The 14092-nt window shown below is 44.2% G+C and carries 13 protein-coding genes; 4 read left to right on the plus strand and 9 right to left on the minus strand.

Translation table 11 applies throughout. From position 1 onward, the window contains the following. The first annotated feature begins 278 nt into the window (after window positions 1–278). The 3 genes from IQ211_RS08735 (at window position 279) to IQ211_RS08745 (ending at window position 2190) form a co-directional block, all read left to right on the plus strand. Complete coding sequence (locus IQ211_RS08735; protein WP_189759579.1) at window positions 279–740, plus strand: hypothetical protein; 462 nt, start codon at window positions 279–281, stop codon at window positions 738–740. Next, window positions 728–910 carry an MbtH family NRPS accessory protein gene (locus IQ211_RS08740; protein ID WP_189759578.1) on the plus strand — a complete coding sequence of 61 codons (183 nt, stop codon included), beginning with the start codon at window positions 728–730 and terminating at the stop codon, window positions 908–910. The genes IQ211_RS08735 and IQ211_RS08740 overlap by 13 nt, the downstream gene beginning before the upstream one ends. A gap of 185 nt (window positions 911–1095) precedes the next feature. After that, entirely contained in the window at window positions 1096–2190 is a 1095-nt protein-coding gene (locus IQ211_RS08745; RefSeq protein ID WP_189759577.1) for a Fic family protein, read from the plus strand. 70 nt (window positions 2191–2260) lie between these two features. Here IQ211_RS08745 and IQ211_RS08750 read toward each other — a convergent pair whose 3' ends face one another. Further along, complete coding sequence (locus IQ211_RS08750) at window positions 2261–3361, minus strand: glycerol dehydrogenase (protein ID WP_189759576.1); 1101 nt, start codon at window positions 3359–3361, stop codon at window positions 2261–2263. A 194-nt stretch (window positions 3362–3555) separates the two neighbouring features. Beyond that, entirely contained in the window at window positions 3556–4224 is a 669-nt protein-coding gene (locus IQ211_RS08755) for a 7-cyano-7-deazaguanine/7-aminomethyl-7-deazaguanine transporter (protein WP_189759575.1), read from the minus strand. Window positions 4225–4495: 271 nt separating this feature from the next. Between IQ211_RS08755 and tusA the strand changes: the two genes are divergently transcribed. Beyond that, the gene (tusA, locus tag IQ211_RS08760; protein ID WP_189759574.1) at window positions 4496–4750 is read left to right on the plus strand and encodes a sulfurtransferase TusA; all 255 of its coding nucleotides are present in this window, start codon (window positions 4496–4498) and stop codon (window positions 4748–4750) included. Window positions 4751–5005: 255 nt separating this feature from the next. Here the strand turns inward: tusA and IQ211_RS08765 are convergent, their stop codons facing one another. The 7 genes from IQ211_RS08765 to ddaF all read right to left on the minus strand — a co-directional run bounded on the left by IQ211_RS08765 (window position 5006) and on the right by ddaF (window position 14089). Continuing rightward, window positions 5006–7360: a zinc/cadmium/mercury/lead-transporting ATPase gene (locus tag IQ211_RS08765; RefSeq protein ID WP_189759573.1), complete on the minus strand. Its 2355-nt coding sequence runs from the start codon at window positions 7358–7360 to the stop codon at window positions 5006–5008. A gap of 191 nt (window positions 7361–7551) precedes the next feature. Then, complete coding sequence (locus IQ211_RS08770; RefSeq protein WP_189759572.1) at window positions 7552–8178, minus strand: lysoplasmalogenase; 627 nt, start codon at window positions 8176–8178, stop codon at window positions 7552–7554. A 213-nt stretch (window positions 8179–8391) separates the two neighbouring features. Beyond that, window positions 8392–8673, minus strand: a complete 282-nt coding sequence (locus IQ211_RS08775) for a DUF1145 family protein (RefSeq protein WP_189759571.1) — start codon at window positions 8671–8673, stop codon at window positions 8392–8394. A gap of 179 nt (window positions 8674–8852) precedes the next feature. After that, on the minus strand, window positions 8853–9770 hold the full coding sequence (locus tag IQ211_RS08780) for an EamA/RhaT family transporter (RefSeq protein ID WP_189759570.1): 918 nt from the start codon (window positions 9768–9770) through the stop codon (window positions 8853–8855). 3 nt (window positions 9771–9773) lie between these two features. Next, complete coding sequence (gene asnB / locus IQ211_RS08785; RefSeq protein WP_189759569.1) at window positions 9774–11603, minus strand: asparagine synthase (glutamine-hydrolyzing); 1830 nt, start codon at window positions 11601–11603, stop codon at window positions 9774–9776. A 25-nt stretch (window positions 11604–11628) separates the two neighbouring features. Beyond that, complete coding sequence (gene ddaG, locus IQ211_RS08790) at window positions 11629–12801, minus strand: fumarate--(S)-2,3-diaminopropanoate ligase (RefSeq protein ID WP_189759568.1); 1173 nt, start codon at window positions 12799–12801, stop codon at window positions 11629–11631. A 10-nt stretch (window positions 12802–12811) separates the two neighbouring features. After that, entirely contained in the window at window positions 12812–14089 is a 1278-nt protein-coding gene (ddaF, locus tag IQ211_RS08795) for a dapdiamide A synthase (protein ID WP_189759567.1), read from the minus strand. Window positions 14090–14092: the final 3 nt, after the last annotated feature.

Consider the following 14092-nt stretch of genomic DNA (forward strand, 5'->3'; position numbering starts at 1 on the left):
GTATAGGCGTGATACACTCTGTCTTCCAAATAATAATGGGTTTTATATAAATTGATTGTTTAATGAATGAAAGATTACAAATTTATACTAATTAATATACTTATTAAATTCGCAACAAATTTTTTTAATTTATTTTTTTTATCCAATTAGCGTCAGCATAAGGTATTTGAAAATACTGAATGTAGGCAAAAATTGGAAGATAACGACTACCAGCATTGATGCCTCTACTCATCATTAAAAATGATGAAACCAATGAGGCTCAGAATGAGAGCATCATTATGAATACTGACACACACAAGGCAATATTACACACAGCATTTACTACTGGGCAAAAAGACTCTTCCGTTATTGAAGCTAAATTTCATCGTAATATCAGTCACATGATAGCAGAGCCAGAACCGTGGTTTAAGAACGTTCCTTCGGGCAGTCGTGATTTTGCCAGAATTCGAGCGTTTGCACTGTTCAATCCTATCCTTAATGAAATTATTGCTGAACGCCAGGCACGCCCTGCTCAGCCATACCATAGTGAAACATTAATTCGTCAGTATGCTGAGACGCTCAGGCATGATGTTAGCCGTCCTGATGGATTGGCTCATGCCGGGTATCAGGTAGATAAAGTATTACTGACGGGGGCGACCGGATATATCCATCAAATATTACGCTATTTGATTGGTATTGGATTCTTACCGGCAGCGCTTTCAAAAAGTTCCAATATGGAGGCTGTATCATGGAACGGTTAATCAGAAACGAAACCATGAATTGGATGATTGTTACCAATGGTAAACAGCATTATTCGGTCTGGCCTGTTGAGTATGAAATCCCGCAGGGATGGATGGTCATTGGCAGAACAGGGACGAAAGAAGAATGTTTGAGTTATATTACTAAAATTTGGCAGGAGCCAACAAGATAGACATCGTTAACCAAGTTATGGGCATGTTCCTGCGGGTTCATGCCCGTTTTATTTCGCCAGTAAGTTTCGGTCAGTGAGTCAATTAAGTATGCTATTCGCCTCATTTTGTGAGGCGAATAACGTTGTTATTTGCCTCATTTCATGAGTAGAATGATTAGACTATTGGCGTCATAAGGTGGAATTCAATGTGGATCTGGGAACAAAAAAATTGGCCTAATTTCCAATGGGATGAGCATGTATTGAATCCTATTTTGCGGGAAATTCACTTTAATCAGGGAGTGCTATTAGGAAAATCTGACGTTGAAAGTACAGAGCAAGCAACACTGGATAATCTTCTTGCCAGTATCCTCTATTCCTGTGAAATAGAAGGTGAAAAGTTGAATGCAGCATCAGTACGCTCTTCATTGGCAAATCGATTCGGGATCAGTGAAGCTAAGCCCTATCCAACCAGTGAGCAGACCGATGGTATGGCAGAAATTGCCTTTGATGTGGTGGTGAGATATAACGAATCTCTGACGCTAAATCGCCTTTTGAAATGGCACGAATTGATGTTTCCCGCGGATTATACTTTGTTTAGTCCCATTAAAGGTGGCCAACTGCGGCACGGGGGGATGCAAGTCATCACTGGTAGAATAGATAATCCTATTGTTCATTTTGAAGCGCCACCTGCCGAAAAATTGCAGGGAGAAATGACACAGTTTATTACCTGGTTTAATCAATCCCGTCATGAACTCTATCTTGATCCGATTTTGCGGGCAGCAATCGTACATTTATGGTTTGTCACGTTGCATCCAATGGAAGATGGTAATGGGCGCATTACCCGTTTCTTGACTGATTTAGTATTGGCGCAAGGTGAAAGCCGTTCGATTCGATTTTATGCCATGTCAGTAAGTATTTGTGAACGCCGTAAGCAATATTACGAAATACTGGAACAGACTCAGCGTGGTGATCTGGATATTACCGATTGGATGGTGTGGTTTCTGCAAACACTCAATAGCACCCTTATTGCTAAATTGAAGCAAATTGATGACCTAGTGAAAAAGACTCGATTCTGGCGTCGTGTTGATCAAAGCCAGCTCAGTCAGGAACAAATAAAAGTATTGAACAGAATGTTAGATGCTGATTTTCAACAAGGTATTAATAGCAGCCAATATCAAAAAGTGGCTAAAGTGAGTCGTGCAACCGCGACCCGACATTTAAATCATCTAACAGAACTCGGTTGTTTGGAAAAAGCTGAGGCTGGGGGCCGTAGCACACGTTATATTATTCATCATATTTGAATCTATTTTGGTCAAACTCTTAGGGCGGGAATTCCCGCTCTAAGAGCAATCGAATTAATTTCGCAATCACTTAATACAACCAATCTTTACCCACTTGGTCTGCGGCCAAAATTGCGGCGTAAACTTGTTCTGGTGTCACAACAAATGGCATATTGTGAATGGTTTCACCTTCGGCACAACTTGCGATAGCGACTTGCATGATTTTCTGATGCAGTTTCTCATTATCACGTAAGCCCAATTGCTCCAGTGTGACGGGTAACCCGACCTGTACACAGAAATCGAGCACGGTTTCCAATTCTTCACTTGGGCTATTTTCTAAGATTAATTGTGTCAGAGTTCCAAACGCAACTTTTTCGCCATGATAGAGATGATGACACTCTTCCAGCACGGTAAAGCCATTGTGGATGGCATGAGCTGCTGCTAATCCTGCACTTTCAAAACCAATGCCACTCAAGTAGGTATTCGCTTCCACAATATTTTCAACGGCTGGTGTACTGACACCGGCTTCTACCGCCAGTTTTGCTTTATAACCTTCCGCCAGCAAGGTTTCATAACACAGTTTTGCCAATGCCAAGCCTGTAGTGGATGTTGCACCGCCTGCCATGGTTGGTTTGTGGGCTGTACTGCTGGCGCGTGCCTCAAAATAGGTGGCGAGCGCATCTCCCATACCTGCGACAAGCAGGCGAACCGGTGCTTTAGCAATGATATTGGTATCCATTAGTACGATATTTGGATTTTGTGGATAGAACAGGTAGCTGTCGAATTCACCGAGTTCAGTATAAAGAACGGAAAGGGCACTGGTCGGTGCATCTGTTGAAGCAAGGGTAGGAGAAATAATGACGGGTATTTTGGCTTCGTATGCAACCGCCTTAGCAGTATCAATCGTCTTTCCTCCCCCGATCCCGATAACAGCCTGACATTGTTGTTTCAACAAAATGGCAGACAAGCGATAGATCTCATTACGGCTGCACTCACCATTGAAAAGTTCGAAATGGCTAGTCACTTCGTGTTCTTCGAGACTCTGGCTGACGGTATCCCCAATAAGGCTCATCACGAAATTATCAGCAATCACAAAGACGTGGTCAGCAAGTATTTTGGTGTATCGACCAATGTGAGATAACGCACCTGGCCCTTGAATATATTTGGATGGAGACTGGATCACTTTCAGCATAAGAAATATTCCTTCTTTACCGGAAACTAGGCATAGAGTGTCACAATACTGGCGTAGGGCAAGTTACGCATTGCCCATCCACACTATACGGCAAAATATGCAGAGAAGTTATGAGTAAAAGCAGGAAATGAGTGATATGAGGGGAAACGCTGGCGGAACGTTTGTCCCCCCTGATTGACTCAGGGAGGATGTTTTTAGTTGGCTTTGGCTAGGATTTTTTCTTCTGTCTGGGCGAAAAAGTATTTCAGGATTAAGTTCAACAGAATGCCATAAGCAGGCAGGAAGAACAGCATGCAGATAAACAGCTTGAAAGCATAATCTACTAGCGCAATTTCTACCCAGTGGGTTGCCATAAATGCATCCGTGCTGCGGTAAAACGCGATAAAGAAAAAGGCTAGTGTATCAAGCATATTACCGAAAAACATGGCGGCAGCCGGCGCTATCCACCAGCGGCTTTTTTGGCGAAGACGATTAAAAACACCAACATCTAATATCTGGCCGAGTACATAGGCCATAAAGCTAGCGGCGGCAATGCGAGCGACAAACACATTAAAGGTTCCCAGCGTCCCGAATCCTTGCCAGACTCCCTGAAAAAACAGAGCCGAAATCAGATACGAGATCAGCAACGCCGGCAGCATAACGGAAATAATGATCCGGCGAGCCAATGGCGCCCCATAAATACGCACAGTCAGGTCAGTTGCCAAAAAGATAAAGGGAAATGTAAATGCTCCCCAAGTGGTATGAAAACCCAAAATTGAGATGGGTAATTGCACCAGATAGTTACTGGAAGTAATGATCAAAATGTGAAAAAGCGACAGCCAGATCAATGCCGTAGCCCGCTGTTGCGTAGTTAATTGCAGCATATTGTACCTTTTTGGTGGATGGGGTGAGGGAACCCAATAAATCGATTTACCTGACGATCAGGCGGTGGGATCATACGTGTGTTGCGCAATAAAAGTAAAGTATGGTAGTTGACGATATTTTGTAATATACGCATTAAACTTCAAGTTGCCATTTACAACACGATATAAAACCTGCTTTTCCCCCGCTTCGCAGGGAGAAATCACACGCATCTTGAAGATAGATTGGTATATAATCCATTGCCATAGATTTTTTGAACCTACAGAGATTGTTATGTCCGATATTTTTGCCAACCCTGACAAAACACTTGATACGTTGGGATTACGTTGTCCAGAGCCAGTAATGATGGTGCGCAAGACTGTCCGCCATATGGCTGCCGGTCAGACGTTGTTGGTCATTGCGGATGATCCGGCAACAACCCGTGATATTCCGGGATTCTGTCGTTTTATGGATCATGCACTAATCGCTCAAGAGACAGCGCAAACTCCGTATCGATATCTGCTCAGAAAAAGCGAAAATGCTGTTTAATTGAGAAACATCTATATAATTAACTGGCGAAAAAAGGGAGCCGTGCTAAGCTTTAACTATGGCATTTGGCTACTTTTCTATCACCTCGCTGGATGCCACATTTTCTTTTTCCTTAATAGCAACCTTTTGTAATTAATTATGATTTTGAAAAGGTGCATGTTAATACTATTACTATGCACCTTTTCAGTTTGTTATTTACTTTTGCCACTTTTCCATCCATCTGCTTGTGGCAATTTAGGTTGAATATTCCATGTATTATTTCAGAGGCTTGTTCCTAAGCAGCCGAACTGCGTTTGCTGTTACCAAAGCTGTGGCCCCTGAATCGGCCAGAACGGCCATCCATAGTCCGGTAATACCCAATAGACTCGTGATAAGAAATATCGCCTTCAGTCCTAATGCAATGGTGATATTTTGACGGATGTTATAATGGGTTGTTCGGGACAAGGAAATAATTTCAGGTAAACCTGTCAGTCGGTTATGCGTCAGGGCGGCATCAGCTGTTTCCAGTGCAACATCAGTACCGCTGCCCATAGCAACACCTATCGTGGCCGCTTTCATGGCTGGCGCATCGTTGATGCCATCACCAACCATCATGGTGCGGTGTTTTTGGTTCAACTCAATGACCGCTTTCACTTTATCTTCAGGCAGCAACCCGGCACGATAATCAATGCCCAGTCGATTCGCAATAGCTGCCGCGGCACGGGGATTATCTCCAGTCAGCATGACTGCATCGACACCTTGTTTTTTCAGAATACGGATAGTCTCTATGGCATCCTGACGCAAGGTATCTTGCATTGCTATCAGCCCCATAAGTTGCCCATTTTGTATGACAGCAACGGCTGTTTTTCCATTGTCTTCCAGCTCAGTGACTCTCTTTTTCCATTGTTCGGACAAAGTATTTTCCGGCAATCTTCCAGGGGCTGCGACGAGAATTTTTTGCCCCGATAATTGCCCTTCAACTCCTATACCAGCCAGCGCCTTGCGCTGTTCTGCTTCAACAATTGTCACACCGCTGTTTTCTGCGGCATTCAGGATAGCTTTTGCCAGTGGGTGATGGGAGCCACTCTCTACAGCACCCGCCAGTGCCAGTAAGGTTTCTGTACTGACGTTTTCCACCGGTTCAATTTCAGTAACCTGGGGTTTGCCTTCGGTCAAGGTTCCGGTTTTATCCAGTGCAATGGTGCGCACTGAACCAAGTTGTTCCAAGGCTGCTCCACCTTTGATGAGGGAACCACGACGGGTTGCTGCGGCCAGCGCGGAAGTAATGGCGGCGGGTGTCGAGATGACTAATGCGCAAGGGCAACCAATTAACAGCAGAGTCAGGCCACGGTAGATCCAGGTTTCCCATGAGCCAGCAAAAAACAGGGGTGGGACCACTACCACCAATGCTGAGAACAAGATAATCAGCGGAGTATAGATACGACTGAAACGGTCGATAAAGCGTTCAATCGGTGCGCGGCGTTCTTCCGCTTCTTCAATCAGTTGCAGAATGCGGTCAATGGCGTTGTGACCCGGTTCAGAGATCACCTTCATCTGCACGGCACTATCAACAGAAAGGCAACCCGCGGCGACTTTTTCTCCTTGCTGCCGTTCAACCGGAACCGATTCACCGGTCAGGGCACTTTCATCGAAACTGGCAAAGGGACTGAGCAGTTCGGCATCGGTAGGTAAGCGTGCACCTGGGGCGATTTCGATGATATCTCCCGGACGCAGATCCGCCGCTGGCACGGTTTTCTTTTTTCCATCCTTAATGAGTAAGGCTTGTTCAGGAACTAATGCCATCAAGGCACTGACGCCACGACGTGCGCGTCCGGCGGCATAGGATTCCATTATTTCCCCTAACTTGAACAGAAGAATAACCATTGCCGCTTCTGCGGTAGCATCAATAAACAAGGCACCGATGGCAGCAACGCTCATCAACGTTTCAATGGCGAAAGGTGTGCCAGAACGGATCAGTTTGATGGCCTTGGTCGCTACCGGATATAACCCAATGAGTGTAGTGATGATGAAAGCAATCTGCCCTGCGGGGGCATTCGCTTTTGCTATTCCCCAACTGACGAACATCAAGGCGGCCAGAATCAAAATAGGGGAGAAAGTCTTCCAGTGACTGACTGCCGGAGGCAATTTAGATGCCGAACTTGCCTCTTTGATGGTAAAGCCGGCCTGTTTTACTGCTTGTTCAACGGCAGCACGAATATCAATATCAGCATCGACCACCAGTTTCTCTGTTGTAAACAGGACCTTGACCTGTCTGGCTTCTGGCAGTTTTTTGACAGCATTTTCGATTTTGCCTGCACAGCTTGGACAATCCATGCCTTGGATAGTCCAATTAAAACGCTGCCTCGCGGTTAATTCGGTGATAACGTTATCCTGCATAGTATGGGCATGATCGTGTGAACAGTGTGCACCATTATGTTCATGGGAGTGCACTGTGCCAGTAGAGCAACAAGAAGAGTTATGGTCTTGTGTGTGAGAATGATGCAAATGTTCGTGGCTGTGATTGTGATGTGAATGCTCACTTACATTATTGGCGATATTCTGATATTCATCTTTTTGCAAAGATAGAGAATCGTGCTGTGATTGCTTATGTTTTTTAGTCGTGGATAACATAGGCGACCTCTTAAAATAGAGTTAATTTTAGACATTAGCATTAACTCTACACGTTGGAGTAAACTCCAGAGTCAAATCCAATAAGAGGAATTCTTTTGATGATTTGTGCTAATTCAGATAAGTTCTCATCGTCAATGTCCTTCCTCTTGATGTTGTTTGCTTTTTAACCCTTAGTTAGTAAGGGCAAACTATCATAGGTATAGTGAACGAATAATCAAAAAGTGGCCGATAAAACCACAGGTAGCAACCATCGCTTTTGACAATTTAAAAGGGAAACGATACTGAGCAATGATATTGATACTATATGAAAGGAATAGCAGGATAGCACCCGCGATGACAGAAAACCGGCTGCCGTTGCTGAGCGAAAAATATTGTTCTCCGGCAACCCAAGCCATCAGTAGTGCCATAACGAAACTATCTACTACTCGCCAACGCATATTATCCAGACGATTCCAGACTGTCAGCATGACCACAATACCAACGACCAACAAGATCAAAGGCAGCGGGAAGAAGAAACTGAAATCCATATGTAAGGCAAAACTGATGGTGTATAACAGGTAACTCAGGAATAGTGCGATGAATGAGAAGAGTAAATACTTACCAGGGAACATGCGGAGTGTATCAGAGAGCAAAGCAGTCAAAAGGCCCGCAATAATAAGGTAGCCTGAAACCTCAAGATTGGGCGCCTGGCAAGCCCATAATAATAAAAGTAACATAGTGACGGGGCGGAAAACCCATTGCTGCCAGTTGGTGCCACGATAAGCAGCATCAATATATAACCACCCAGAGAAAAACACAGCAAGAAATGGCCAACTCATATTTTTCCTTTCCTCAAAGTTCAGAGCCCGTTTTGTCAGGCAATTTTATTTATGATGGGTTTGGTACGGAGAGTATCTTGATTTATCAATATTAATTCATTATTAACGAACAAATAACGTTTTATTATCAAAAACAAAGGGCGTCAATAAGTTATTACAAGAATGACTTATTGACGAAGGAAAAAGGTAAGATGAGTCACACGGTATGTGAAGTTATTTTTTTTCCTGTTGTTTCCCTTTTTGTTGTTTCTTCTGCCAGGCTAATAATTCAAAGACGCCAAAAAAGAAGATCTTAGTCTGGAGAAAACCAGACAGTTTTTGATCTTTCGGCTGGGAGTTTTTCAGTAGCAGCAACTGAAAAGAGTGCATGATTACCGTAAATACCATTGCAATATCCATGAAATATCTCAATGGCTTAGGGAATGGGTGAAACAAATTGAAGATCATGATACCCCACACTAAGATCATGATCCCTCTGCCTAATTGAATAAACATCATCGATTCCAAAATCGCGTTTAGGGCGTGTTAACGTTTTGCGAGGGATTATTAGACAGCATGATGATTTGGTATAATTACTTTCGCCAAAAAACAACCAAGCCTCGTCATACTGCGAACTATATTAACAGATCTCTACTGGAATAAGCTATCTGCATTAATGCTAATGCAACAGAGCCTTATTTTCTGCCAATTTGTCGGGCATCGTAGATAATCGACACTACCGATACTGTGACAATCGTGATTATCATCATAAATAACTTCGGACTAAACGGTGTACGCACATTAAACAGTTGGATCATAAACACGGCCAGCGGCGAAAGTGCCAGTACAGTGGAAACAGCCAGTGGTGTTGCAAATTCAATTCCCTTTTGCAGAAAATAGATTGATGTACCCACACCTATCAGTGCGATCAACAGGATTAAATAGATAATTTTGCTATCAACAACAACATTATTCTGTAATAGCAATATTCCTAGACACACCATGATCAACAACGGAAAGCGTAGCGATAATAGTGCCGATGCGGGTACTTTGCTAACAGCGAAACGCTTAGAAATAATCACGGTAGCTGTAATGCTGATACTGCACAGAATGGCCATGACAATTCCCATTATCATTTCACTGCGACTGTAGAGTGTGTATACATCTCTGAACATCACTGTATACACGCACATGGCAGCTGCTGTTATAAAGATCATCAGATGACAGCAACGTGTAACAAGGCTGATGGATTGACGCGTCAACAACAGGTAAGCCGTCATGCTAACAGGGCCTAATCCTTGTGTTAGAGTGACGGCGACAGAAGGTTCAAGGTACTTAACCGCCAGAAAATAAAACAGCCAATTGAACATCGAGACGATATTTAGGGCTATCAACATACGCCATTGCGAAAACAGCTCAGCATAAGCTTTTCGCTGACGGAAGAAGCCGATTGTGGCGAATAGCACAGTGACAACCATAAAACTCAGGCTAACGACCAAAAAGATATTAACGCCGAACAACCAGATGTTCAGTAAAACACTTTGTGTTGAGGAAATGAAAATATACAGTAATGTAAAAAATACACCGGATAAGTATCTACCTTGCTCTGTCATTCACTACTCCTGTCTGTCAACAAACTGTTGGTGCCATTTTTCTAACATGTACATCGTCCACAATGCATAGCAGTTGTTGGCATCGAACTCTTTGACAAACTGACGCATCCGATCCGGATTAAAGTATCCACGTGATAATGCCTGCTCGCTGATTAGTGTATCGGCGATGGTTTTTTTCATTGACGATACCATCCATTGTTCAAGCGGCACTGCTAACTCCTGCTTTTTGCGATTAACAATATAATCGGGAAGATAGCGTTTCGCCAGACAGTGAAGAAGGTATTTTTCCTTGCCTAAATGGAGCTTAAAGCGTGTAGGCAAGCGGCTAGCCAATGTCACCACTTGTTTGTCGAGGAAAGGAACTCGCACTTCAAGTGAATTGGCCATTGAAGCAATGTCAATCTTGACCAACTGCGCTTCCTGCATCCAATGGTTAAAGTCATACTCCATCGCTGCGGAGAGAGGATTCTCATGTCGTCTCAGCTCATCACCGTACCGATTGGCTTGTGCAGTACCGTTTTTTTCGAGCAAGTGTGACGCTATCTCATTACTGTATAGCTGCTGGCGCAGTTGACTGCTAACGCCATCAGTCAGTAGAGCCTGATAAAACTCAGGGAATGCCTCTTTCTGCCATACCTTGTTAAACAGATCGACCTTGCGGGGCAGATTGTACTCCGCAGGTAAGCTGGGGAAATTCGCTGCCAACGAATAACGGGCATACCCTCCGAACAGTTCATCCGCCCCATCGCCGCCCAGTACTACGGTTACATGACGACGCGCCATCTGATACATAAAGTGACTGGCAATCGAAGATGGAAAAGCAAAAGGTTCTCCGAAGTTTTTGTTCAGCGCGTGAGCTGCATCTAATGCAGCTTGTGGCGTAATAATGCAATCATGGTGATCTGTTCCAAGATCTTTAGCCAGACGCCGGGAGTAGTCCAACTCACTGAAAGCGGACTCATTGAAGCCGACAGCAAAAGTTTTCAGCGAGTGGTGTCCCTGTTTACATGCCATGGCAGTAATCAGACTGGAATCCAGTCCGCCACTGAGCATCGTACCGATAGGAACTTCTGCCTTTAATCGTTTCTCGATAGCCTGATTCAGATACTCATCAATTTCATCAATCCACTGCTCCAGTGGTTTATCATCCTCTCTTGGCTGGTAGTCAACGTGCCAATAGTTTTTCCGGCTCTCCTTCCCTTGGATAAAGCTGACACTGCCACCAGGAGGCACTTTGCTGATACCCTGAAAAATACAACGATCGCGCGGCACGACCCGAAAGCGCAGATAATAATCCAACGTCTCAAGGTCAATACGACGTGGAATGGTATTGCTCTTCAACAGTGAATTCAATTCGGATGAAAAACTGATTGTGTTGTCGTGCAGGGTATAAAACAGCGGTTTTTTGCCGGCGGGATCGCGTGCCAATAACAGTGAGTCATTGACGCGATCATAAATAGCCAAAGCAAACATACCATCCAAAGAGTGATAAAACTTCTCGCCGTCACGCTGGTACAGATTAACGATCACTTCTGCGTCGGAGTCGGTACTAAATTGAAATCCCTGTTTAATTAACTCCTGGCGCAATGAATGGTAGTTATAGACTTCACCGTTAAATACCAATACATATTGTCTGTTATTGCTGTAACAGGGTTGCGAACCGTTATCCAGTGCGATGATTTTTAACCGCCGCATACCAATACTGACATGCCCATGATGATAAATTCCCGCCTGATCGGGACCACGATGCTCCAGCGCGTTTAACATGGATGTTAATCGCTGAGGTTGTGCTGGTTGATTATTCAAGTGGATGACGCCTGCGATTCCACACATAAATTTCCCTTGTTTTCCCTGTGAATTAATAACGACGTTTGCTGATATTGCGGGTGATCTGCTGTTCATCGATACGCTGGATACGAATATCCCCGACCAACCCGGAGGCAATCATTTGTGCGATGTCAGGGTTACGCGATAGCAGATCATGCTTAATAGCATCACTGACTTCCGCTGGGAGCGACGGTATCGCAATACGAATCACTAATCCGCCATCACGGTCATCAAGATCATATCGGTGATAAGGGAGGTGTTTTGCCATGGCGTTATTGATATCACTGAGGTTGATTTTTTCACCGTGTTTAAATTCGCTGGCAAAACGGCCGAGACAACGTTGATAGGTGTAAAGGGGTTTTCCCTGAACAATTTTCTTTTCAAAGCCTTCAATCAGATCGTTAGTGACAAAGCGTATTGCTGGAAAATATTCACGGGCAAACGAAGTGAGTAACAAAATACCGCCGGTTCCCCGATAATCGGAGTCAGGATATACCTGTCGTACGGGCACCACCTCTGGTATTAGATAGGGATCAAACTGGTAATATCCCTGCGAGTGATTGTAGGAAGCAATGGAACCAATTTCAATGCTGCCTAATAGATCAAGTACCTGCGTTGGCTCGATGTGGAAATAATCCGCCACCTTTTTTTGCCAAGCCAAAGTTGCTACATCCCCCAGGACGATGATTTTTTTCGGCCGGAAGTCCAGTTTGCCGGTTGCAATCAGACAGTCCAGAATCATCGGCATAGTGAAAAAAATGTCTGGTTTGAATCGGTTTAGCACTTCAATATGTTGCTCAATCGGGCGGGTAAAATCGATCAGTTCAATTTCACATCCCATAGACTGAAAAATTTCACCCGCTGTAGCAGCCGCATGTCCGGTACCCAAATCGGCACAGGCACGGACATACCCTTCGCCACAGAAATCCTTGATGATGCCCATGCGCTGTTGCAGATAAATATGTTGATCATTATCGGAATAGATAATGCGCTTACGTTTGCCTGTTGTGGTACCAGAGGTTTGATAACTGTGGTAACGGTTAGGAAACGCATGTTCCGCATGGTAATAATGTTGCGTCAGCAACTCTTCAGTCATGAGAGGCAGAGATGCTAGTTGGTTAGCCTTCGCCTGTTTCTCTCTGAGTAATTGAGCATACCAAGGAAAGGTTTTGCTGATCTGTTTTATCCATAATTCCAAATTCATGTGGTTTCCTTTATTCAATTACCGTTAAGCCGCTATGATAAAAATCGCTTTCAATGGAACGAATTTCAGCAATGACCTGATTGAGTGAGGATGAGTTGTTACTGATGACAATAACAACGCCCGGTGAACTGAGCAGATCATTAGTTTCTTGCTGAATTTCACCGGGGGAATAGTGGTAGTTGACGCTAATAACGCCTTCAATTTTGATAAATTGCTCTTCTGGTGACGTTTGCACTTTACCTTTAGTGGGCGAAATCATGTAAACATAGGCCGCATGCTTATGGCCCAGAAAGTCACGAGGTTGACGGATTTCCTGTTGGAATTTCACCGGATAAAGGACAGCCTGCACCAGTTTGCTGATCTGCGAATGCCCCAAGCACTCTTCGATAATATAAGGGTCGGCTCCACCTGCAACTCTGGCGCCAATTTCAATCAGTATCGGCCCACGCGGCGTCATCATAATCTCCGCATGAAACGCGCCATTTTCAATGCCAAGCGCCTGACATACTTGTATGGTATAGCTGGTTAGTGTATTGAAGTCAGCATCGTGCTGATAATAAAGATATTGTGTTTCATAAACCGGAAAATTTTTGTGTTGTTTCTTTTTCGATTGCCATAGGTCGGTAAAGAAATATTGCCCCTGACAGGCAATACCATTAACGACAAATTCCTCTCCTTCAAGGAATTCCTGACATAACACTTCGTGATTCTGATTTCCGAACAGATCATTCTTGCTCTTAATGGCCGTAAAAGCCTGCTCAGCCTGTTTGATATTGTGGCAAATAAAAACGCCATCCGTACCCGCGCTTTGTACCGGTTTTAACACTACCGGCCAGCGATTATGGTTTTTCAGCCAGCACAGTAGTTCATCGTGATACTTGATCAGGTTTTGCTCGATGGAGGCGACATGATGGCGTGCAAGTTGTTCTTGCATCAGAAACTTGTTGCGTCGGGCTGTTGAAAGTTCAATTGGATTGCTGAAGGGAAGCGCCAGCTCAGCGTTTAGTTGATCCGCCAATGGAACAGCGCTCTCGCTGCCAGCCAGAATCGTCTTGATAGCATAAGATTGTAGCTCGTGGAGTAGCGCCTCTATGTTACCATCATAAACGATATGCCTGTCACTCCGGATTCTGGCCAGTTGGTTATCTCTAATAAAGGTTGCAGGCAAAAAGGCGGATTGAATATGCAGGCAAAAATATCCCAGCGCCTGAAAAGCCGGAATCAGATATTTGCTTCCGGACCAAGCATCAATAATCACAATAACTTCTTTGTTGTTCAAAATCGGCATGGC

It is taken from the genome of Xenorhabdus griffiniae (genome assembly GCF_015163655.1).
Lineage (GTDB): Bacteria > Pseudomonadota > Gammaproteobacteria > Enterobacterales > Enterobacteriaceae > Xenorhabdus > Xenorhabdus griffiniae.

What these genes read in the sequence shown, in the direction of transcription:
- IQ211_RS08745 (WP_189759577.1), top strand. Translation starts at nt 1,096, where the DNA reads ATGTGGATCTGGGAACAAAAAAATTGGCCTAATTTCCAATGGGATGAG.
- tusA (WP_189759574.1), top strand. Translation starts at nt 4,496, where the DNA reads ATGTCCGATATTTTTGCCAACCCTGACAAAACACTTGATACGTTGGGA.
- IQ211_RS08735 (WP_189759579.1), top strand. Translation starts at nt 279, where the DNA reads ATGAATACTGACACACACAAGGCAATATTACACACAGCATTTACTACT.
- IQ211_RS08750 (WP_189759576.1), bottom strand. Translation starts at nt 3,361, where the DNA reads ATGCTGAAAGTGATCCAGTCTCCATCCAAATATATTCAAGGGCCAGGT.
- IQ211_RS08770 (WP_189759572.1), bottom strand. Translation starts at nt 8,178, where the DNA reads ATGAGTTGGCCATTTCTTGCTGTGTTTTTCTCTGGGTGGTTATATATT.
- ddaG (WP_189759568.1), bottom strand. Translation starts at nt 12,801, where the DNA reads ATGAATTTGGAATTATGGATAAAACAGATCAGCAAAACCTTTCCTTGG.
- asnB (WP_189759569.1), bottom strand. Translation starts at nt 11,603, where the DNA reads ATGTGTGGAATCGCAGGCGTCATCCACTTGAATAATCAACCAGCACAA.
- IQ211_RS08755 (WP_189759575.1), bottom strand. Translation starts at nt 4,224, where the DNA reads ATGCTGCAATTAACTACGCAACAGCGGGCTACGGCATTGATCTGGCTG.
- IQ211_RS08740 (WP_189759578.1), top strand. Translation starts at nt 728, where the DNA reads ATGGAACGGTTAATCAGAAACGAAACCATGAATTGGATGATTGTTACC.
- IQ211_RS08765 (WP_189759573.1), bottom strand. Translation starts at nt 7,360, where the DNA reads ATGTTATCCACGACTAAAAAACATAAGCAATCACAGCACGATTCTCTA.
- IQ211_RS08780 (WP_189759570.1), bottom strand. Translation starts at nt 9,770, where the DNA reads ATGACAGAGCAAGGTAGATACTTATCCGGTGTATTTTTTACATTACTG.
- ddaF (WP_189759567.1), bottom strand. Translation starts at nt 14,089, where the DNA reads ATGCCGATTTTGAACAACAAAGAAGTTATTGTGATTATTGATGCTTGG.
- IQ211_RS08775 (WP_189759571.1), bottom strand. Translation starts at nt 8,673, where the DNA reads ATGTTTATTCAATTAGGCAGAGGGATCATGATCTTAGTGTGGGGTATC.